At 69.8% G+C, this 20,489-nt stretch carries 22 protein-coding genes; 7 read left to right on the top strand and 15 right to left on the bottom strand.

Annotated elements, in window-relative coordinates; all coding sequences use genetic code 11:
* Window positions 1-3: 3 nt before the first annotated feature.
* The 5 genes from RCO38_RS11935 to RCO38_RS11955 are packed head-to-tail and all read right to left on the bottom strand — an operon-like array spanning window position 4 to window position 6,101.
* Complete coding sequence (locus tag RCO38_RS11935; protein WP_308328529.1) at window positions 4-981, bottom strand: Bug family tripartite tricarboxylate transporter substrate binding protein; 978 nt, start codon at window positions 979-981, stop codon at window positions 4-6.
* A gap of 29 nt (window positions 982-1,010) precedes the next feature.
* Window positions 1,011-1,877, bottom strand: coding sequence for a fumarylacetoacetate hydrolase family protein (locus RCO38_RS11940; RefSeq protein ID WP_308328530.1), 867 nt, complete (start codon window positions 1,875-1,877; stop codon window positions 1,011-1,013).
* Window positions 1,878-1,934: 57 nt separating this feature from the next.
* The gene (locus RCO38_RS11945) at window positions 1,935-3,155 is read right to left on the bottom strand and encodes a CaiB/BaiF CoA transferase family protein (protein ID WP_308328531.1); all 1,221 of its coding nucleotides are present in this window, start codon (window positions 3,153-3,155) and stop codon (window positions 1,935-1,937) included.
* Complete coding sequence (locus tag RCO38_RS11950) at window positions 3,152-4,348, bottom strand: acyl-CoA dehydrogenase (RefSeq protein WP_308328532.1); 1,197 nt, start codon at window positions 4,346-4,348, stop codon at window positions 3,152-3,154. Before RCO38_RS11950 ends, RCO38_RS11945 begins: the two co-directional genes overlap by 4 nt.
* Before the next feature lie 22 nt (window positions 4,349-4,370).
* Window positions 4,371-6,101, bottom strand: coding sequence for a tannase/feruloyl esterase family alpha/beta hydrolase (locus tag RCO38_RS11955; protein WP_308328533.1), 1,731 nt, complete (start codon window positions 6,099-6,101; stop codon window positions 4,371-4,373).
* A 163-nt stretch (window positions 6,102-6,264) separates the two neighbouring features.
* On the opposite strand from RCO38_RS11955, the gene RCO38_RS11960 reads away from it, so the two are divergent.
* Together RCO38_RS11960 and RCO38_RS11965 are read left to right on the top strand one after the other, a co-directional pair.
* Window positions 6,265-7,224 (top strand): LysR substrate-binding domain-containing protein, encoded by a 960-nt coding sequence (locus RCO38_RS11960; protein ID WP_308328534.1) that lies wholly within the window; start codon window positions 6,265-6,267, stop codon window positions 7,222-7,224.
* Window positions 7,225-7,265: 41 nt separating this feature from the next.
* Window positions 7,266-7,844: an amino acid synthesis family protein gene (locus tag RCO38_RS11965; RefSeq protein WP_308328535.1), complete on the top strand. Its 579-nt coding sequence runs from the start codon at window positions 7,266-7,268 to the stop codon at window positions 7,842-7,844.
* A 38-nt stretch (window positions 7,845-7,882) separates the two neighbouring features.
* Here RCO38_RS11965 and RCO38_RS11970 read toward each other — a convergent pair whose 3' ends face one another.
* Window positions 7,883-8,902 (bottom strand): extracellular catalytic domain type 1 short-chain-length polyhydroxyalkanoate depolymerase, encoded by a 1,020-nt coding sequence (locus RCO38_RS11970; RefSeq protein ID WP_308328536.1) that lies wholly within the window; start codon window positions 8,900-8,902, stop codon window positions 7,883-7,885.
* Between the two features lie 106 nt (window positions 8,903-9,008).
* Here RCO38_RS11970 and RCO38_RS11975 point away from each other — a divergent pair, with 106 nt between their 5' ends.
* The 5 genes from RCO38_RS11975 to RCO38_RS11995 all read left to right on the top strand — a co-directional run bounded on the left by RCO38_RS11975 (window position 9,009) and on the right by RCO38_RS11995 (window position 11,066).
* Window positions 9,009-9,305 carry a hypothetical protein gene (locus tag RCO38_RS11975; RefSeq protein ID WP_308328538.1) on the top strand — a complete coding sequence of 99 codons (297 nt, stop codon included), beginning with the start codon at window positions 9,009-9,011 and terminating at the stop codon, window positions 9,303-9,305.
* A 5-nt stretch (window positions 9,306-9,310) separates the two neighbouring features.
* Window positions 9,311-9,661: a hypothetical protein gene (locus RCO38_RS11980; protein ID WP_308328539.1), complete on the top strand. Its 351-nt coding sequence runs from the start codon at window positions 9,311-9,313 to the stop codon at window positions 9,659-9,661.
* 108 nt (window positions 9,662-9,769) lie between these two features.
* Window positions 9,770-9,991 carry a hypothetical protein gene (locus RCO38_RS11985; RefSeq protein WP_308328540.1) on the top strand — a complete coding sequence of 74 codons (222 nt, stop codon included), beginning with the start codon at window positions 9,770-9,772 and terminating at the stop codon, window positions 9,989-9,991.
* Window positions 9,992-10,056: 65 nt separating this feature from the next.
* On the top strand, window positions 10,057-10,449 hold the full coding sequence (locus RCO38_RS11990; protein ID WP_308328541.1) for a DUF2784 domain-containing protein: 393 nt from the start codon (window positions 10,057-10,059) through the stop codon (window positions 10,447-10,449).
* Window positions 10,446-11,066, top strand: coding sequence for a YdeI/OmpD-associated family protein (locus tag RCO38_RS11995; protein ID WP_308328542.1), 621 nt, complete (start codon window positions 10,446-10,448; stop codon window positions 11,064-11,066). The genes RCO38_RS11990 and RCO38_RS11995 overlap by 4 nt, the downstream gene beginning before the upstream one ends.
* A 118-nt stretch (window positions 11,067-11,184) precedes the next feature.
* Here RCO38_RS11995 and RCO38_RS12000 read toward each other — a convergent pair whose 3' ends face one another.
* The 9 genes from RCO38_RS12000 to RCO38_RS12040 are packed head-to-tail and all read right to left on the bottom strand — an operon-like array spanning window position 11,185 to window position 20,348.
* The gene (locus RCO38_RS12000) at window positions 11,185-11,604 is read right to left on the bottom strand and encodes a signal peptide prediction (protein ID WP_308328543.1); all 420 of its coding nucleotides are present in this window, start codon (window positions 11,602-11,604) and stop codon (window positions 11,185-11,187) included.
* 4 nt (window positions 11,605-11,608) lie between these two features.
* The gene (locus RCO38_RS12005) at window positions 11,609-12,094 is read right to left on the bottom strand and encodes a thioesterase family protein (RefSeq protein ID WP_308328544.1); all 486 of its coding nucleotides are present in this window, start codon (window positions 12,092-12,094) and stop codon (window positions 11,609-11,611) included.
* Entirely contained in the window at window positions 12,091-13,254 is a 1,164-nt protein-coding gene (locus RCO38_RS12010) for an acyl-CoA dehydrogenase family protein (RefSeq protein ID WP_308328545.1), read from the bottom strand. Before RCO38_RS12010 ends, RCO38_RS12005 begins: the two co-directional genes overlap by 4 nt.
* Complete coding sequence (locus tag RCO38_RS12015) at window positions 13,251-15,173, bottom strand: acetyl/propionyl/methylcrotonyl-CoA carboxylase subunit alpha (protein WP_308328546.1); 1,923 nt, start codon at window positions 15,171-15,173, stop codon at window positions 13,251-13,253. The genes RCO38_RS12010 and RCO38_RS12015 overlap by 4 nt, the downstream gene beginning before the upstream one ends.
* Entirely contained in the window at window positions 15,170-15,967 is a 798-nt protein-coding gene (locus tag RCO38_RS12020) for an enoyl-CoA hydratase/isomerase family protein (protein ID WP_308328547.1), read from the bottom strand. Before RCO38_RS12020 ends, RCO38_RS12015 begins: the two co-directional genes overlap by 4 nt.
* 11 nt (window positions 15,968-15,978) lie before the next feature.
* Window positions 15,979-17,151, bottom strand: a complete 1,173-nt coding sequence (locus tag RCO38_RS12025; RefSeq protein ID WP_308328548.1) for an acyl-CoA dehydrogenase family protein — start codon at window positions 17,149-17,151, stop codon at window positions 15,979-15,981.
* 34 nt (window positions 17,152-17,185) lie between these two features.
* Window positions 17,186-18,805 (bottom strand): acyl-CoA carboxylase subunit beta, encoded by a 1,620-nt coding sequence (locus RCO38_RS12030; protein WP_308328549.1) that lies wholly within the window; start codon window positions 18,803-18,805, stop codon window positions 17,186-17,188.
* Window positions 18,802-19,692, bottom strand: a complete 891-nt coding sequence (locus RCO38_RS12035) for an SDR family oxidoreductase (RefSeq protein ID WP_308328550.1) — start codon at window positions 19,690-19,692, stop codon at window positions 18,802-18,804. Before RCO38_RS12035 ends, RCO38_RS12030 begins: the two co-directional genes overlap by 4 nt.
* Window positions 19,689-20,348, bottom strand: a complete 660-nt coding sequence (locus RCO38_RS12040) for a TetR/AcrR family transcriptional regulator (protein ID WP_308328551.1) — start codon at window positions 20,346-20,348, stop codon at window positions 19,689-19,691. Before RCO38_RS12040 ends, RCO38_RS12035 begins: the two co-directional genes overlap by 4 nt.
* Between the last annotated feature and the right edge of the window lie 141 nt (window positions 20,349-20,489).

Below are 20,489 nucleotides of genomic sequence, written 5' to 3' on the forward strand. Positions count from 1 at the left end.
CTTTCAGTCTTTCTGGATCTTGGCGTCTTTGACCAGTTGCCCCCAGCGCCTGAGGTCGCTTTCGATGGTGGCCTGCAGTTCCTTGGGCGTGCTGGCGTGCACGTCGCCGCCGGTGGCCTCGGCCAGCTTGCTGCGCAGGGTGGGATCCTGCAGCGCGGTGATGACCTGCGCGTTCAGGCGGTCGATCACCGGTTGCGGCGTGCCGGCCGGCGCCAGCAGCGCGGTCCAGGAGCGCACCTCGAAGTTCGGCACACCCTGTTCGGCCACCGTGGGCACGTCGGGCAGGCCGCTCCAGCGTGCGCTGCCCGAGGTGCCCAGCGCCCGCAGCTTGCCGGCCTTGACCTGGGGCAGCGCGGTGGTCGGCGCGATCACGATGAAGTCGACCTCGTTGCCCAGCAGCGCGGTCACCGACGCGCTCTCGCCGCGGTAGGGCACGTGGGTGAAGGCCGCGCCCGCGCGGTTGGCCAGCAGCTCGCCGGTCATGTGCTGGCCGGTGCCGATGCCGGCCGAGCCGAAGGTCATGGGGTTGGGTTTGGCCTTGGCCGCCTTGATCAGGTCCCCCAGGCTGTTGTGCGGGCTGGCGGCGTTGACCACCACCAGGAACGGGAACGAGGTCAGCGCCGAGACCGGCTGGAAGGACTTGGCGGTGTCGTAAGGCAGCTTGTCGTAGAGCACACCCGCAATGGCGTGGCCTCCGGTGGCCAGCAGCAGGTTGTGGCCATCGGGTTTGGCCGAGGCCACCGTGGCCGCCGCGATGGTGCCGCCGGCACCGGCCTTGGGTTCCACCACCAGCGGCTGCCCCAGGCCCTTGGCCATTTCGGCAGCCACCAGGCGCGCCACCACGTCGGCATTGCCGCCCGCGGCGAAGCCGTGCAGCACGCGCACCGGGCGCTCGGGATAGGTCTGCGCACCAGCGGCCAGCGGCAGGGCCAGGGCCAGGGCCAGCGCGGCCCCGAACAGCGTCATCAGGTTCTTTTTCACGGTCTTGTCTCCTGTGGGTATGGGATGGCTTACTGCGGTGCCTGTTCGACGGGGTTGCGCAGGGTGCCGATGCCTTCGATCTCGACCTCCACCACGTCGCCCGGCACCATGAAACGGGGCGGCTTCTTGCTCCAGCCCACGCCACCCGGCGTGCCGGTGACGATCACGTCGCCGGGCACCAGGGTGAAGATGGTCGAGGCGTAGGCGATCTGTTGCGCCACCGAGAAGATCATGTCGTCGGTGGTGGTGGACTGCATCTGCTCGCCGCTCAGGCGGGTGACCAGCTTGAGTGGGCGGTCGGGTGCGATCTCGTCGGTCGTCACCATCCAGGGGCCGAAGGCGCCGGTGGACTCGAAGTTCTTGCCAGCGCAGATGGCCTTGGCGTGGAACTGCCACTCGCGGATGCTGGCGTCGTTGTAGATCGAGTAGCCGGCGATGTGCTCGTGGGCCTGGGCCTCGGGGATGTTGCGGCCCGGCTTGCCGATGACGACCGCCAGTTCGCCCTCCCAGTCCAGCGAATCGGAACAGTGCGGACGCAGGATGGGCTGGCCGTGCGCCACCTGAGAGCGCCAGACGCGCAGGAAGATGGGGGGGTGCGCCGAGAGCTCGCGGTCCAGCCCGGCGGCCACCACTTCGCGGTGGTGGTCGTGGTAGTTGCGGATCGCGCAGACGATCTTCTCCGGCTGCGGGATCACCGGCAGGAAGCGGATGCTGGCGAGCGGGATGTCGGCGGGCACGCTGGCGGCATCGGCACCCGCCTGCAGCGTGCGGCCCGCCGCGATGTAGGCCTGCAGCGTGGGGTATTGCGGGTAGGCACGGCCGAGATCGGCCACCTGCTCGCCGACGACGGCGCCCCAGGAGACACGACCCTGGTATTCAAACGACAGAAGTTTCATGTGGGCTCTTTCTGGACAAGGAACGATGAGACACAAGGGTTCAGGCGCTGGGCACCCTCACTCCGGATGATCGGGGGATCTGGCGGCCTGCAACTCGGCCAGCACGGACTCGGTGTCGGCACCCAGCGCCGGTGCGGCACGGCGGTACCGCACCGGGGTTTTCGAGAATCGCAGCGGGCTGGCCACGCCCGGTGTGGCACCGGCCACGGGGTGCGGCAGATCGACGCGCAGGCCCCGCGCCTGCACATGCGGATCGGCGAACACCTGTTCCAGCGTGTTGATCGGTCCGCAGGGCACGTTGGCAGCTTCCAGCGCGTCGATCCACTGCGCCGTGGTGCGCTGCACCGTCACCTGGCGCAGCAGCGGCACCAGTTCGGCGCGGTGCGCCACGCGGGCGGCGTTGGTGGCAAAGCGCGGGTCGGTCGACCACGCTGCGCGCCCGGCGACCTGGCAGAACGAGGCGAACTGGCTGTCGTTGCCCACCGCCAGGATCATCTCGCCGTCGGCGGTGGGGAAGGACTGGTAGGGCACGATGCTCGGATGGGCGTTGCCCAGGCGGCGCGGCGACTGGCCCGTGATGAGGTAGTTCTGTGCCTGGTTGGCCAGACAAGACACCTGCACGTCCAGCAGCGCGAGGTCGATGTGCTGGCCTTCGCCCGAGCGTTCGCGCCAGGCCACCGCGGCCAGGATGCCGGACACCGCGTGCAGGCCGGTGAGCACGTCGGTCAGCGCCACGCCCACCTTCATCGGACCCGCGCCGTCTTCGCCATCGGGCACCCCGGTCAGGCTCATCAACCCGCCCATGCCCTGGACCATGAAGTCGTAGCCCGGACGCTGCGCATAGGGGCCGGTCTGGCCGAAGCCGGTGATCGAGCAGTAGATCAGGCGCGGGTTGAGCGCGCTCAGGCTGGCGTAGTCCAGGCCGTAGCGCGCCAGCCCGCCGACCTTGAAGTTCTCGACCAGCACGTCGGACTGCAGCGCCAGCTCGCGGATCTGGCGCTGGCCTTCGGGTGTGGCGATGTCGAGCGCGACCGACCGCTTGTTGCGGTTGGCGCACAGGAAGTAGGCCGACTCCAGCGGCTGGCCCTGCGCGTCCTTCAGGTAGGGCGGGCCCCAGCCGCGCGTGTCGTCGCCACGCTCGGGGTGTTCGATCTTGATCACCTCGGCGCCCATGTCGGCCAGCATCTGGCTGGCCCAGGGGCCGGCGAGCACACGCGAGAGGTCGAGCACCTTCAGGTGCGAGAGCGCGCCGCCTTGAGGGGTGGATTCTTGGTTCATGATGCAAACGCCTGCAGGCCGGTTTGTGCGCGACCGAGGATCAGCGCGTGGATGTCGTGCGTGCCCTCGTAGGTGTTGACCACCTCCAGGTTCACCAGGTGGCGGGCCACGCCGTATTCGTCGCTGATGCCGTTGCCGCCGAGCATGTCGCGCGCCACGCGGGCGATGTCCAGTGCCTTGCCGCAGCTGTTGCGCTTGAGCATGCTGGTCAGCTCCACCGAGGCGGTGCCCGCGTCCTTCATGCGGCCGAACCGCAGGCAACCCTGCAGGCCCAGCGCGATCTCGGTCTGCATGTCGGCGAGCTTCTTCTGCACCAGCTGGTTGGCCGCCAGCGGGCGGCCGAACTGCCGCCGGTCCAGCACATAGCGGCGCGCGCGGTGCCAGCAGTCTTCGGCCGCGCCGAATGCGCCCCAGGCGATGCCGTAGCGCGCGCTGTCCAGACAAGTGAACGGCCCCTTGAGGCCCTTCACGCCGGGCAGCAGGTTCTCGGCCGGCACGAACACCGCGTCCATCACGATCTGGCCCGTGACCGACGCCCGCATGCCCACCTTGCCGGGAATCTCGGGTGCGTACAGGCCCTTCCAGCCCTTTTCCAGGACGAAGCCGCGGATCTGGTCGCGCCCGCTCTCCTCGTCGGCCAGCTGCGCCCAGACCACGAACACATCGGCGATCGGGCTGTTGGTGATCCACATCTTGGCGCCGCTCAGGCTGTAGCCGCCGGGCACGCGGGTGGCGCGGGTGGACAGGCTGGCCGGGTCGGAGCCGCTGTCCGGCTCGGTCAGGCCGAAGCAGCCGACCAGCTCACCCTTGGCCAGGCGCGGCAGGTAGCGCTGGCGCTGCTCGTCGCTGCCGAACGCGTGGATGGGCAGCATCACCAGGCTGGACTGCACGCTGAGCATGGTGCGGTAGCCCGAGTCGACGCGCTCGATCTCGCGGGCGATCAGGCCGTAGCAGACGTAGTTCAGACCAGCGCCGCCGTGGGTGGTCGGCAGCGTGGCCCCGAGCAGGCCGAGGGCGCCCATTTCGCGGAACAGGGCCGGGTCGGTGCGGCCCTCGCGAAAGGCCGCCAGCACGCGCGGTGCCAGCTCGGACTGCGCATACGCCGCAGCGGCGTCGCGCACCGCGCGCTCGTCGGCGTCGAGCTGCTGCTCCAGGAGAAAGGGGTCGTCCCAGAGAAAGGGGGAAGCGGGCATGGAAGAGAACCTCAAGGATGGATCAGCGCAGGCAGGCGAAGCTGGCGGCGGACTCGGTGTCGCCCGCGGTGTAGCGCGCCAGCAGCGGCCAGGGACACAGCGGGCGGGTGCGCGTGGGCGACCAGCCGGCGGGCAGGTCGGCGTTCGCACCACCGGGGTTGCCCGCGCCGCGTGCACCGGCCACGATGCGTTCGGGCGCGCGGCCGTGTTCGACCCAGTCGACCAGCGCATCCAGGCCGTCGTACTGGTCGGTGGCCGGTCCGCCGCGGGAGTGGCCCTGGCCCGGTACCAGGAACAGGCGGGCGAATTCGGCGGCGCGACCCTGCTGATGGGCGTCGAGCGCGCGGTACCAGGCCTGCGTGTGGTCGCTGGAGAAGATGGGGTCGGCCGTGCCGTGGAACACCAGCACCTTGCCGCCGCGCTGGCGCAACCGGTCGAACTCGGGCGCTTCCAGCGTGCCCATGAAGTCCAGGGCCTGGTCGGTGTAGACCCCGCTGGTGGCGAAGATCTTGCCGCCGTCGCGGTCGATGTCGAAGGCCAGAGCGAAGGCGGCACTCCTGCGCGGATCGGTGGCCATGGTCAGGTCGGCCACCGGCGGTGACGAGAAGATGAACCCGACGGACACCGGGTTGCGCGCGGTGAGCAGGGAACTGCGGAACTTCCATTCGGCCCAGCCGGGGTGCTCGATGCCAGGGTCGAACGGGAAGCCGCTGTAGACCACCCCGCCGGCACCGTTGCGGGCTGGCGCGTGCACCGCCGCCAGCACCGCTTTCTGCGCCGCCGTCAGGCAACGGCCGTCGCGCCCCGCGACACAGGTGGGCACATCGCGCTGCGGATCGAAGGCCGAGCGACAGGCTTCCACATCGTTCACCAGGCCATCCCCCAGTCCGTCGAGCGCATCGCAGCGCGCCAGGATGGCGCGCGCCACGAGTTCGCGCTCCGGCCGGGGCAGCGCCGATTCGTAGTCGGGCCGTCCATTGACCTCGCGGGTGGTGACCACGGTGTCCCAGCGCTTGACGTTGGAGAGGTTGGCCACCGACGCGCGCGGCAGGTGGATGCCGGGCGACTGCGCCAGCACGCCGTCGAACTGGTCCGCATAGCGGGTGGCCGCCACCAGCGCCTGGCGGCCACCGTTGGACGTGCCGCCGATGTAGGAGCGGTCGGGCGCCTTGCCGTAGGCCCGCTGGATCAGCGCCCTGGCCATGGGCGTGAGCGCGCCGATGGCGTGGTGGCCGTAGTCGCGGCGCGCCTGTGGGTCCAGACCGAACAGCGGGTTCTGGGTACTGCTGTGGCCGGCGTCGGAGCTGATCACCGCAAAGCCCTTCTGCAAGGCGTTGCGCAGCAGGCCACCGCTGCCCAGCGAGTTGCCGCCGTCCGCGGTGACAACGTTGCCGTCGGTGCCGCCATTGCCCTGGTAGAGGAAGCGGCCGTTCCAGTCGCGGGGCAGGCGCATCTCGAAGCCGATGGCGTAGGCCTGGCCGTCGACCGGGCTCACACGCTCGTTCATCCGGCCAGTCACGCGGCAGTGCTCGCCCACCGGCTGGCCGGCATTGCTCAGCCGCCCTGCCGGCTCCAGCGTGGCGGCGGTAAACCGGGCGCCAGCGAAGCTGAACGCACCGATGAGCTCGCTGCACCGTTGCAGCGGTGCGGGTGTGGCCGCGCCCAGCCGCGCCGGCTGCGCGGTGGTGGCGCAACCCGCCACCAGGGTCAGGGCGGCGAGCGCAAGGCTCGGCAAGGCAAGGGGTCGGTGCATGTGTGGGTCTCCGTCGGCTGTCCCGTCTCGGCGGGCGCCTTGTTTTGAAGTGCGAATAACGAACTTCGTGTTTGACTTTTCCGAAATGTACGGGCCAGAATAAGGCGAATCAAACGATTTGTTTGCAATCAGTAGTGCATAAAACGCACTTCGAAAGCCCATCATGACCTCCCGCCGCAAGATTCCCAGCACCGCCGCCCTGAGCGCGTTCGAGGCCGCCGCACGGCACGCGAGCTTCACCGAGGCGGCCGAAGAACTCTCCCTCACACAGAGCGCGATCTGCCGCCAGATCGCGGGGCTGGAGCAGTTCCTGGGCGTGAACCTGTTCCGGCGCTCGCGCCGCGGCGTGCTGCTCACCGAAGCCGGCGTCGCTTACCACCGGCAGGTGTCGCGGCACCTCGAACAGATCGAACTCGACACGCTCAACCTCATGACCCGCGGCGGCCGTGGCGGCCGGCTGGAACTCGCGGTGGTGCCCACCTTCGGCACACGCTGGCTGCTGCCGCGGCTGGCCGGCTTCGCCCAGCTGCATCCCGACATCACGCTCAATCTCTCCAGCCGCACGCGCCCCTTCCTGTTCGACGACACCACCATGGACGCTGCGATCTACGCCGGCGACGGCCACTGGCCCGGTGCGGTGACCACCCACCTCATGGCAGAAACCCTGGTGCCGGTGTGCAGCCCGGCCCTGATCGCCCCGCGCAAAAAAATCACGCCGCAACAGCTGGCCGAACTGCCCCTGCTGCAGCAGAGCACGCGGCCCTACGCCTGGCGCCAGTGGTTCGAGTCCATCGGCTACGTGCCGGGCAACGAACTCGCGGGCCCGCGCTACGAGCTGTTCTTCATGTCCCTGCAGGCCGCCGCGGTGGGACTGGGTGTGGCCCTGGTGCCCGAGTACGACATCGGCGACGACCTGACCTCGGGCCGCCTGGTGATCCCGGTGCAGCACTTCTGCCCCAGCGACCGCGCGTACTACCTGTCGATCCCCGAACGCAAGGCCGACAACCCGGTGCTGGAGGTGTTCAAGGCCTGGCTCATCGAAGAGATGGCCACCTACAACGCCACGGCCGAGCAGGAACGCCTGCTGCGCGCCAAGCCCCGGCCCCGCACCCGCGCCGCCTGACGCCGCTTCAACCGTTCTTCAACCCACCAGGTCTTCCCGCCATGTCACTGATACAGGTTCGCAAACGCCAGTTGCTGATCGAAACCGTCTTCCATGAAGGCGGGCCACCACCCGCTGTGCCACTGCGCATGGCCGCCGCGCTGGCCGTGGTGCGCAACCCCTACGCGGGGCGCTACGAACCCGACCTCCTGCCCTTCATGGCCGAGCTGAGGTCGCTCGGACGCGCGCTGGCCGAGGAGCTCGTGCAGGTGCTCGGGCGCGAGCATGTGCAGGCCTACGGCAAAGCCGCCATCGTGGGCGTGAACGGCGAACTCGAACACGGCGCCGTGTGGCACGAGGCCGGGGGCTGGGCCATGCGGGCGGTGCTGGGCGAGCCCAAGGCCATCGTCCCCGCCGCCAAGGCCGTGGCCAGCGCCGGCTACCGGCTGATGATGCCGCTGCACCACATTCACGCAGCCTACGTGCGCAGCCACTTCAACACCATGGAGGTGGGCATCCAGGACGGGCCGCGGCCCGACGAGATCGTGTTCGGCCTGGCCATGGCCGACGGAGGGCGCGTCCATTCGCGCCTCGGAGGCCTCACGGCGGCCCAGATCGCGGTGCACGACGGGCAGCGCTGAAAGAAGGCGGCCCTGGCCGATCGGCACAGGGCGCGGGCTCAGGCGTTCAGGGCGGACCGGAACTGCCGGGCCGCAAACGTCCAGGCCATGCGCGAGGCGTCCGGCCCGCGCCGGTCGCTGTACGCCTGGCTGGCCGCACCACCGCTCCAGCTGTGCGCGAGGCCGCTCACGGCAACCAGGGAGGCCACGGTCCGGCCCTTGCGCTTGAAGTCGGTGACCGACATCGGGTAGCGCTGGCCCCTCTGCACGGTGCGCACCTGGCCGGCCCGGGCACCGGCCGCCTGCGCCCAGACCTGGACGGCGGCCTCGCCGTTGCGCAGCGACACCACGGAGTCCGCGTCACCGTGGATCACCAGCAAGGGCGGCCAGTGGGCCGCCATCACCTCCGGCGTGACCGCCAGCGGGCTCGTCGTGCGCCGACCGTGCATGGCGCCCAGCGCCGACATCGTGGAGTGCGCGGTGCCCGGCGGAATGCCCGAGTGCATCACCACCGCCTTGAACCGCTCCGGCGAGCGGGTGACCAGCAAGGCGGCCATGCTGGCGCCAGCCGACAGCCCGGCAACGGCCACCCGCGCCCGGTCCACCGGATGCAGCAGGCAGACCTGGTCCACCGCCTGCATGATCAGGGCCGCTTCGCCGAAAGCGCGGCCGGATTCGGTGTCGTACCAGTTCCAGCAGCCTTGTGGGTTGGCCAGACGGTCCTGCTCGGGGTAGAGCACCAGAAAGCGCTCGCGCAGCGCCAGGCGGTTCATGCGCGTGCTCAGCGCGAAGCTGCGGGCATCCTGGCCGCAGCCATGCAGCATCACCATCAGCGGCAGGCGCTCGCCGAACAGGATGCCGGGCGGCCGGTAGAGCCGGAAGCGCCGAACGCCCTGTGCGCCCATCACGACGCCAGGCAGCCACGCCCCCGCACCGGGCGGCGGCGTGCGAGCGGCCCTGGCGGGCTTGAGGCCGGTGGCGAGTGCCCGGGACCCGGACGCGGTGGCCTGGCGCGCGAGGTTCAGGAAACTGCGCTCGAGGCTATTGGCCCAGGCGGTCGGGCGCGGTCGCTTTTTCATCCGGCTCATTCTGCGCATCGGCCAAAGCCCCCAACGTGCGAAAGCGTACAGACCGCCACGGGCCAGATCCGTACGGTTCGTTTGAGCACATCTCAGGAGGCACTCCATGAAAACGTCGTCGGTATTGATCGCGCTCGTCGCTGGCGGGTCGCTGTTGACGGCCTGCGACCGGACCACGCCCACACCGCCGGTGTCCACGGCGCCCCCACCCGCCAGCGCCCCGGCGACCACCGATCCGTCGGTGCCGCCCGCCGCGTCGGTGATTCCACCCGGCAGCGTGGCCAAGGAAGACCCCGCGCTCGGCCAGACGGACGGCAACCGAAAGCCCGCTCAGGAGTCCGACACCAAGCTCCTGCCCGGTCAGAACAACGACCACTCCGCCCCATTGGGCACCGCCCGGTGAACGACATGAAGCCGAAGCACACCTCCCCACCCAAGCCCGCCACCACGGACCCGGACCTTGCCGAACAGGCCCGGCCCGGCCACGGCATCCCGTCGCAGGACCCCGACATCGAGGCGCAGATGCCCCTAGAACCCTGGGAAGCGGAACGGGAAGCCCAGTCGGTGCTGGCCGGCGGCGGGATGATGGTCGGCGCGGCCGCGGGCGCCGCCATCGGCACCGCGGTCGGCGGCCCCGTGGGCGCCCTGGTGGGTGGCACGGCGGGGGCCGTGGCCGGCGCGCTGGGCGGCGGTGCGGCCGGCAGCATCGCCAACCCGCCCGACGAGTCCGCCGCTTCCCGCACCCGGCCGCGACGCTGAACACCGCTGCGGCCCCGGCCTACGCGGCGCGTCGGCCCTGTCCTACAGGCATGGACCACGCGCGCGCATCCAATGGCCCCACCAGCCCATGCTTCAGGAGGCACCATCATGAAAAGAACCGCACGCATCGCCGCTTTGATCGTCATCGCCGCCGGGGTCGTCGCCCTGGTCTACGGCGGTTTTTCCTACACCACGGAAAGCACCGCGGCCAAACTCGGCCCGCTGGAACTCAAGGTGAAGGAAGAAAACCAGGTCAACATCCCCGTGTGGGTGGGCGTGGCCGCCGTCGTGTCCGGCGGACTGGTGCTGTTGGGCAGCGCCCGCAAATGACGGCGGCCGGCGTGCCGCCACCCCGGGCCTTTGACAGAACCGCCTGAAGGGGCAGACTGGCGGGCATGACACCCGCCACCGCCGCCCTGCTCGCCGACGCCCTGCTGGCGCTGCACGTGGGCGTCGTGCTCTTTGTGGTGGGTCTGCTGCCGCTGGTGCTGGCGGGTGGGATGTTCGGCTGGCGCTGGGTGCGTCATCGCGGCTTGCGGCTCGCGCACCTGGGCCTGATGCTCTTCATCGCCGCCCAGGCCTGGCTCGGGCGGCTGTGCCCGCTGACCGTGTGGGAACAGGACCTGCGCCGGACGGCGGGGCACGGCGCCTACGGCGGAAGCTTCATCGAACACTGGCTCTCGCGTCTGCTCTATTGGGACCTGCCCTGGTGGGTGTTTGTGGCAACCTACACCGGTTTCGCCGGCCTGGTGGTGGGCGCCTGGTGGTGGGTGAGGACCGAAAAATGATCACGGACATCGAAGACTTTTTCTCCAAGGGTTGTGGCCGCTGCGAGCGCTTCGACACCCCCGCCTGTTCGGCCAACAAATGGCACGCCGGCCTGAGCGCGCTGCGCGACCTCTGCCGCTCGGCGGGCCTGGTGGAGACGGTGAAGTGGGGCCACCCCTGCTACATGCACGCCGGGCGCAACATCGCGCTGATCGGCGCGCTGCAGGGCGACTTCCGGCTCAACTTCTTCAACGCCGCGCTGATGAAAGACCCCGAGGGACTGATGGAGCGGCAGGGGCCCAACACGCAACACCCCGACTCGATCCGGTTCACCGCCACCGGACAGGTGCATGAACGGGCCGCTGCCATCAGCGCCTACCTCCGGGAAGCCATGGGCTACGCCGAGGCCGGCATCCGCCCGCCGAAAGAAACGCGGGCGCTGGACCTGCCCGACGAACTGGTGGACGCGATGGACGCCGACCCCGAGCTGGCGGAGGCGTTTCACGCGCTCACCCCAGGCCGCCAGCGCAGCTACGCGATCCACCTCAGCTCGGCCAAGACCTCGGCCACGCGTGTGGCGCGCATCGAGAAGGCGCGACCGCAGATCCTGGCGGGCAAGGGGGCGAATGAGCGGTGAAGGCCGGAGTAGTCTTCGAGGTCCGTCGTTGAACGTGTCAACGGAACCGGCAGCAGCGCAGTTTTCGCGTGAGTAGGGGGCTTTCGCCGACCGACCGCTCCGGGTCGACTTCTGCCACTCACCCCCCACCCAACCTCCGCGCCTCCACCTCAAACGGGTTGTCCCAATAGGCATCCCGCCCGCGCAGCCACTGCCACGCCCCGGCCAGCAGGTAGGCCGGCAGGAACAACGGCCCCCAGCGTTCGCACTGGCGCACATGCACCCGCTCATGTGCGCGCAGGCGCTGAAGTTCCTGCGCATGGGTGCCGAGCACGACGTGGCCGAAGGTGATGGCGGCGAATGGCCAGCGACGCCGGGGTGGTGTGCGGCGCGCGGCGATCTCGATCACACCGTCCACGATGCGCATGCGCGCGCCGAACGGCATCAGCAGCAGGCCGAGCGCCAGACCGATGAGCGTGGTGGGTGAGGCCCAGAACCGCAGCGCCCAGCGCCCGAACAGGCCGGTCGGGCGGCCGGTGCGGCGGCCCCTTCGTGCCATCGCTTCAGGACACGATGTACGCGCCCGATCCGCAGGACAGCAGCTTGCCGTCCGCGCCGCGGAACTCCATGCGCGTGGACGCCACGCGCGAGCCCAGGCGCAGCACCTCGGCGCTGAGTTCGAAGTGTTCGCCGATGCCGGGGCGCAGGTAGTCGATGCGCAGGTCGATGGTGCCGAGCTTGCCGAAGCGGTGCAGGCGTTGCTCGGGCGTTTCGTCCATGTGGCGCGCGCCGATCGCGGCCATGCAGGCCAGACCGCCCATGGCGTCGAGCCCGGCGCTGATGACGCCGCCGTGCACGCGGTTGTGGCTGTAGTGACCGATCAGTTCGTGGCGCATGTCGATGCGCGCGGTCACGCGCTCGGGCTTGAGGCTGGTGATCTTCAGGCCCAGCACCTGGTTGAACACGATCTTCTCTTCGAAGATGGCCTTGAGCCCTGCGATGAACTCGGGCTCGAACTCGGTGGGCAGCGTCGGTGGGGTTTTGCTCATAGTCCGGATTGTCGTGCGGCCAGTTCTTTCATGATCTCTTCGGCGCCGCCGCCGATCATCATGACCTTGACCTCGCGGTAGATGCGTTCGCTGGCGGTGCCGCGCATGAAGCCCATGCCGCCGAGGATCTGCACCGCCGCGTCGGCGCAGAACTGCATGGCCTGCGTGGCGTGGTTCTTGAGCAGGCACACATGGCTGACCCAGTCGGCGCCCTGGTCGCCCGCGTCGGCGCGCGCGGTGACGGCGTCCAGCCAGGCCTGGGTGGATTCGATGCGCGTGCGCATGTCCATGAGCCGGTGGCGGATGACCTGGCGTTCGATGAGCGCGGCGCCGAAGGTCTGGCGCTGGCGCGCCCAGTCCAGCGCTTCGTCGTAGCAGGCCTGCGCAAAGCCGAGCGCCATCGCGCTCAGGGCCAGGCGCTCGCCGTTGAAGTTGCCCATGACCATGCGAAAACCCGCGCCCTCCTCGCCCAGCCGGTAATGCACCGGCACGCGCACGCCGTCGAATCGAAGGTGCGCGGTGTCGGAACAGTGCCAGCCCATCTTCTGCAGCGCACTGCGCGAGACGCCGGGCCGGTCCATGGGCGCCACGACCATGCTGATGCCGCTGGCGCCTTTGCTCTGGAGGTCGGTGCGGACGGCGAGGGTCACCCAGTCGGCGCGCACGCCCGAAGTGATGAAGACCTTCTCGCCGTCGATCACATAGTCGTCGCCCTCGCGCCGCGCGGTGGTGCGCAGCGCGGCCACGTCCGAGCCGCCGCCGGGTTCGGTGATGCCCAAGGCCGCGATGCGCTCGCCACGCAGCACGGGTGGCACCACCTCAGCCTGCAGTTCGGTCGAGCCGTGCGCGAGCACGGGCGGCAGGCCGATGTTGAGCGAAAACAGGCTGGCCATGAGGCCGCCGCTGGTGCCGTGGCGCGCCAGGGTCTGCGACAGCGCGTTGCGCGCGCGCCAGGGCGCGGGCGTGCCACCCAGGTGCTCGGGGTAGCCCAGGCCAAGCAGGCCCAGGTCGGCGGCTTCGCGGTACAGGTCGCGCGGAATCTCGCCCGCGGCCTCCCAGGCGTCGAGGTGAGGGCGCACGCGCTCCAGTGCGAAGCGGCGCACGGTGTCGACCAGCGCTTGCAGATCGGCGGCGTCGAAATCGGTGGCGGCGGTGCTCATGCGGCTTCCTCCGCGAAGACGGCCAGAACCTGTCCCGGCACCAGCTGCTGCCCCGCCACCACGGTCACGCCGGACACGGTCGCATCGCGCGGTGCGCTGATCTGGTGTTCGATCTTCATGCTCTCGATGGTCAGCAGCACCTGCCCGCGCGCGACGCGCTGGCCGGGCTGCACCGACAGGGACACCAGCTTGCCGTTGAACGGGGCCCGCAGCTCGCGCGCGGCAGGGCCTTGGCCCGCGCTCAGGGCCGCCGCGAGGCTCAGGTCCTGCAGCCACAGATCGTGGGCGCCCCAGCGCACATGGCTCTGGCCGTCGGGCTGCCGCACCACTTCGGCGGCTTGTGCCAGGCCGTCCACTGCGATGGTGTTCGTGTCGATGTGCGCCGCGTGCAGGCGCTCGCCGGCCTGCACCTGCAGCGCGCCATGGCCCAGTTCCCGGACGCTGAGGTCCAGCGTGGTCTGGCCCAGCTTCACCCGCAGCGGGCGCGCAAAGGGGCTGGGCAGCGCCGTGGCACCCCGGCCCAGCCAGACGGCAGCCAGTGCCGCTGCCAGCTTCGCTTCGTGCGGCGGGTCCAGCGCCTCGCGGATGCTCTGGCCGTGGTCGGCCAGGAAGGGAATGGTCGCCCCACCACCCGCGAACACCGGGTGGCGCAGGCAGGCCGCGAGGAAGGCGCGGTTGCTGGGCAGGCCGAGCAGCACCGTGTCGTCCAGCGACCGCGCGAGCTTCGCGATGGCCTCGGCGCGGGTCGGCGCGTGGGCGATCAGCTTGCCGAGCATCGCGTCGTAGTGCGGCGTGACGACGCTGCCATCTTCGAGCGCGTGGTCGAAGCGCAGGCCGCCGCTCAGCGGAGGCTCGGCAAACTTCTGCACCGTGCCCGCGTGGGGTGTGAAGTGTGGATCTTCGGCGCACAGGCGGACCTCGATGGCATGTCCCTGAAGCCTCACCCGCTCTTGCGTCAAGGGCAGCGGCTCGCCACGCGCCACACGGAGTTGCCACTCCACGAGATCCAGTCCCGTCAACATCTCGGTGACCGGATGCTCCACCTGCAGCCGCGTGTTCATCTCCATCAGAAAGAAGGAATCCCCCTCCAGCAGAAACTCCACCGTGCCCGCGCCCACATAGCCCGCGCCCTGGGCCAGCGCCACCGCGCAGCGGCCGAGTTCGGCACGCACCTCGGACGACACGGCCGGGCTGGGCGACTCTTCGATGATCTTCTGATGGCGGCGCTGCACCGAGCAGTCGCGCTCGCCCAGGTGGATGCAGTGGCCGTGCGAATCAGCGAACACCTGCACCTCCACGTGGCGCGGATTGAGCAGAGCGCGTTCGATCAGCAGGTCGCCGTTGCCGAAGCCGGCCAGCGCTTCGGAGCGCGCGCTCCGCAGCGCGGCGGGCAGTTGCTCGGCTCTGTGCACGAGTCGCATGCCGCGCCCGCCCCCACCGGCCACGGCCTTGACCATGACGGGGTAGCCGATGCGCAACGCCTCGGCAGCAAAGGTGGCCTCGGACTGGTCGGCGCCGAAGTAGCCCGGCAGCACCGGCACACCCTGCCGCAGCGCCACCGCCTTGGCCGCGGACTTGCTGCCCAGCGCGTGGATGGCGGCGGGCGGCGGGCCGACCCAGGTGAGGCCCGCATCCACCACGGCCTGCGCGAAGTCGGCGTTCTCGCTCAGGAAGCCGTAGCCCGGGTGCACCGCGTCGGCGCCGCTGGCGCGTGCGGCCGCGATGAGTTTGTCGATGCGCAGGTAGCTGTCGACCGAGGTCGTGCCACCCAGCGCCACGGCCGTGTCGGCTTCGCGCACGTGCAGCGCACCGCGGTCGGCGTCGGAGTACACGGCCACCGTGGCGATGCCCATGCTGCGCGCGGTGCGGAGGATGCGGCGCGCGATCTCGCCGCGGTTGGCGATCAGCAGCCGCTTCATGCGCCGCCTTCCACCCACGGTGCGGGCTGCTTGCGCGCAAAGGCCGTGAGCCCGGCCGCGGCCTCCGGTCCGCGCAGGGCCGAGGCGAAGGCGATGGCGGCTTCGTCGCGCAGGTCGGGCAGCGGACCGTGCAGGCGGCGCAGCAGCTGTTTGGTGGCGGCCAGGGCACCGGGGGCCGCCACGCGGTGGCGCGCCAGCGTGTCGGCCAGCGCGGCCTCCATCTCGCCATCGGCCACCACGTCGTTGACCAGCCCGAGGTCCCGCGCTTCGCTGGCGCTGAAATGCCGCCCCGAGAGCAGGCAGTCGCGCGCGGCGCGGTCGCCCAGACGGCGCCAGACCAAGGGTGCGATCTGCGCCGGCGGCAGGCCCAGCGTGACCTCGGGCGTGGCAAACACCGAGCGCTGCGTGGCCAGAACCAGGTCTCCGCAGCAGACCAGGCCGAAGCCACCGCCCATGGCCGGCCCGTCCACCGCCACCACCAGCAGCTGGGGCAGCTCGGTCAGCGCGTGCAGCACATCGCCGAAGCCGCGGTTGGCGTCGATCAGCGGATCGCGAGCGCCTTCGGCCAGCGGCTGTCCGATGGCGCTCGCGAAATGGCCCAGGCTGCCACCCGCGCAGAAGGCGCCGCCCGCGCCGGCGAGCACCACGGTGCGCAGGCTGTCGTCGCTCTTGGCCCGCAGACAGGCCTCGAACAGGGCGACCACCATCGCGTCCGACAGCGCGTTGCGCGCAGCGGGGTCGTTGAGCGTCCAGCGCTCGGTGTCGCCCTGGCGCACCACCAGAAAGTTGCTCATGCCGCGCCCCTTCAATGCGCCGGGCGCTTGGCGATGCCCATCATCTTCGTGAGGATGCCCAGCATCACCTCGTCGGCCCCGCCGCCGATCGAGGCCAGGCGCCCGTCGCGGTACATGCGCGAGACCTTGTTGTCCCAGGTGAAACCCATGCCGCCCCAGAACTGCAGGCAGGTGTCGGGCACCAGGCGATTGAGCCGGCCGGCTTTCAACTTGGCCATGGTGGCCCATTCGGTCACGTCCTCGCCGGCCACGTAGTGCTCGCAGGCCTGGTAGGTCAGCGCGCGCAGGCTCTCGACCTCGGTCTTGAGCTCGGCCAGCTTGAACTGCACCCACTGCTGGTCAGCCAGGGTGCTGCCGAACAACCGGCGCTCCTGCGCGTAGTCCACCGTCCACTGGATGCAGTTGGTCAGGCTTTGCAACGTACTGGCCGCACACCACAGGCGCTCCTCCTGGAACTGTTGCATCTGGTAGATGAAGCCGGCACCTTCGGCGCCGATGCGGTAGCGCTGCGGCACGCGCACTTCGTCGAAGAACAGCAGGCCGGTGTCGCTGCTGTTCATGCCGATCTTTTTGATCTTCTGGCCGACCTCGAAGCCCTTGACGGCCTTGCCGTTCTCGCGCAGCGGCACCATCACCAGGCTCTTGTTCTTGTGCGCAGGGCCCTCGCTGGTGTTGACCAGCATGCACATCCAGTCGGCCTGCAGGCTGTTGGTGATCCACATCTTCTGTCCGCTGATGACGTAGTCGTCACCGTCCTTGCGCGCCACGGTCCTGATGGCCGAGACGTCGCTGCCCGCGCCCGGTTCGCTCACGCCGATGCAGCCCACCGCGTCGCCCGCGATGGCCGGCGCCAGGAACTGCGCCTTGAGGTCTTCGCTGCCGAAACGCGCCAGCGCGGGCGTGCACATGTCGGTCTGCACGCCGATGGCCATGGGCACACCGCCACAGTGGACGTGGCCCAGCGTCTCGGCCATGGCCACGCTGTAGGAATAGTCCAGCCCCATGCCACCGTAGGCCTCGGGTTTGGTCAGGCCCAGCAGGCCCAGTCGCCCCATCTGCTTGAACACCTCGTGCGCCGGGAACATCTCCGCCGCCTCCCACTCGTCCACGTGCGGGTTGATCTGCTCGTCGATGAAGCGCTTGAGCGTCTTCTGGATCTCGCGGTGTTCGTGTGTGAACTGCATGGTGTGTCTCCTGTCGGGTTGTTCTGGATGCTGGTCACATGCGCGCGACGCCGAACTGCATCCGCCGGGTCTGCCGCTGCGCCGCCTCGGCCACCGTGTCGAGGCAGAAGCTGAGCACCGCGCGCGTGTCGCGCGGGTCGATCACACCGTCGTCCAGCACCAGGCCGCTCGTGTAGAAGGCGTCGGCCTGCGACTCGAACTTCTGCACGATGGCGTCGTACTGCGCCGTCATCTGCGCCTGCACCTCGGGCGTGTCGGTGGCAATGCCTTTGCGCGCCATGCCCGCCTCGGCCACGATCTGCATGGTCTTCGCAGCCTGCTCGCCGCCCATGACCGCCGTGCGCGCGCCGGGCCAGCTGAACAGGAAGCGCGGCGCGTAGCCGCGCCCGCACATGCCGTAGTTGCCGGCGCCGAAGCTGGCGCCGCACTGGATGGTGATCTGCGGCACGGTGGCATTGGTCACCGCCTGGATCATCTTGCTGCCGTGTTTGATCATCCCGGCCTGCTCGCTGTCCTTGCCGACCATGTAGCCGGTGGTGTTCTGCAGGTAGATGAGCGGGTGACCGAGCTGGCACATCCACTGGATGAAGTGCGTGGCCTTGTTGGCGCCGGCCACGTCGATGGGGCCGTTGTTGCTGATGAGCCCCACTGCGTGGCCACCGATGTGGGCCTGGGCGCAGACCGTGGCGGCACCGTGGAGGGCCTTGAACTCGAGGATCCCGGAGGCGTCGGTGAGGCGGGCCATGATCTCGCGCATGTCGACCGGCTCTCGGTGGTGTGCGGGCATCAGCGAGAGCAGGTCTTCCGCATCGAAGCGCGGCGCGGGCGCTGCCGGCCGGGCCGGCGCCTGCCAGCCGGTGCGCGCCACGATGTCGCGCGCCAGGCCCAGCGCCTCGCGGTCATCCTCGGCCAGGTGTTCGCCCAGGCCCGAAATGCCTGTGTGCATTTCGGCGCCACCCAGTTCTTCCTCGGTCGCGATCTCGCCGGTCGCGGCCTTGAGCAGCGGCGGACCGGCCAGGAAGGCGCGTGATCGGCCCCGTACCATGATCACGATGTCGCTCAGCCCGGGCATGTAGGCGCCACCGGCCGTTCCGGAACCGTGCTGCACGGTGATGACCGGCAGGCCGGCGGCCGAGAGCCGAGCCAGGTTGCGGAACAGGCCGCCGCCGAGCACGAAGCCCTCGACCTGGTACTTCATCAGGTTGGCGCCCGCGCTCTCCACCAGGTGCACGAAGGGCAGCCGGTTCTCCAGTGCAATCTCCTGCACACGCAGAATCTTCTCCAGACCCCGCGGCTGGATGGCACCGGCCTCGATGCCCGAGTCGCTGGCCACCACCATGCAGCGCACTCCGCCAATGAAGCCGATGCCGGCCAGCATGCCGCCGCCGGGCACGGACTTCTCCGGGTCTCTGGTGTCCTGCAGAAAGCCGGCCAGCGAACACAGCGGCAGGTATGGCGCGCCGGGGTCCAGCAACAGGCCCACGCGCTCACGTGGCAGCAGCTGCCCGCGCTTGTGGAACACGGGCGCCGACTGGGCCGATGCGGCAGCGGCGCGTTCCTCCAGCGCCCGCAGCTGGGCGATGCGCGCCCGCATCGCGTCGCGCCGTTGCGCAACCTGTTCGCTGTGTGGGTTGAAACTGGACGCGAAGCTCATGACTGGAACACCTTGGGCACGACCGCGCGGTGGAAGCCATCGAAGGGTTTGACGGCGTCGCGCTGCTGCACATCTTCGGGCGCCGCGACCTGGCCCCAGCCCATGCGCACCTGGGGCCGCGCGCCGTCCACGCGCAGCACCGTGCCGCTGATGAAGCTGGCCGCCGGCGAGAGCAGGAAGACGATGGTGGCCGAGGTTTCGGCCTCGTTGCCGAAGCGGCCCAGCGGCACGGTGCTGCGCATCTCGCGCAGCATCGGCCCGGCTTCGGGCGGGTAGTGGTCCATGCCGCTGGAGGCGATGTAGCCCGGCGCCACCGCGTTCACGCGCACACCGCTTTTTGCCCACTCCATCGCGGCGGTCTCGGTGAAGCTCACCATGCCCATGCGCGCCGCGCCGCTGTGGCCCATGCCCGGCATGGAACCCCACATGTCGGCCACGATGTTGACCACCGCGCCCCCGTGCGCCGCCATGCTCTGCAGATAACACTCGCGTGCCACCAGGAAGCCGCCGGTGAGGTTGGTGTCGATCACCGCCTGCCAGCCCTTGGCGCTGATTTTTTCCAGCGGCGTGATGTACTGGCCGCCCGCGTTGTTGACCAGGCCGTCGATGCGGCCGTGCGCCTGCACCGCGTCGGCCACCATGGCCTGCACACCGGCTTCGTTGCGGATGTCGCAGACGTGGAAGCTGGCGCGTCCGCCGTCGTCGGCGATCTCGATGGCCGTGGCCTGCAGCTTCTCGGGGTTGCGCCCCACCAGCACCACCATGGCCCCCAGCCGCGCCAGCTCGTGCGCGGTGCAGCGGCCGATGCCCGAGCCGCCGCCGGTGACCATCACCACACGGCCCGCGAACAGGCCGTCGCGGAACGCCGACCGGTACGAGTCCTTCATGCGGGCTCCTTCAGGAAAAGTTGCAACGCCGCCTCCGTCAGGTCGTCGAGCGACGAGCGCCGTCCCGGTTCGAACCACTGCACCGCCCAGTTCAGCGCACCGAAGATCATCAGCCGCGCCAGGCTCGGGTCGCCCTGCAGCTCACCGCTGTCGTGCAGCGCCTGCAGCACCGGCACCCAGACCGCCTCGTACTCGCGCCGCAATTCGTTGACCGCCTGGCGCTGCACGTCCGACAGCGAACGCCACTCGTAGAGCATCACGGGGATGAAGTCGCTCTCGGCGCCCAGCAGCACCTCCAGGTGGTTGCGCACCAGCACCCGCAGGCAGTCGCGCGCGCTCAGCGCCTGGCCATGGCTGGCCGCGGCGTGCATGGCGCCGGCCTGGCGCCCGCTGGCGCGCTGCATGCCTTCGAGCATCACGGCCGCAAGCAGCGCCTCCTTGTTCTCGAAGTGATAGAACGGCGAGCCCGAGCGCATGCCGGCCGCAGCGGCGATGTCGCGGGTGCTGGTGGCCGCAAAGCCCTGCTGGCGGAACAGGCGGGCCGCAGCGCGCAGCAGGTCCTGGCGGCGATTGCCATCGTCGCGCTCGTCGGCGGTCTTGCGGGGGCGCCCACGGGCGCGCTTGACCGCGTCGGGCGGAAGGGTGATTGCATTCATGAGGCCACACCCTAGCAGAGCACCTTATTTTTAGCAAGCATATGCTTTGTGAAAATATGGCGCCGCCCTCAATAAGCTCTTAAAAACTGATGGATGTTTAGCTATTTACTGATTTTTCGGAAGTCACGATCCTTCTAACAT

Source organism: Hydrogenophaga pseudoflava, from assembly GCF_031020795.1.
GTDB lineage: Bacteria > Pseudomonadota > Gammaproteobacteria > Burkholderiales > Burkholderiaceae_C > Hydrogenophaga > Hydrogenophaga pseudoflava_A.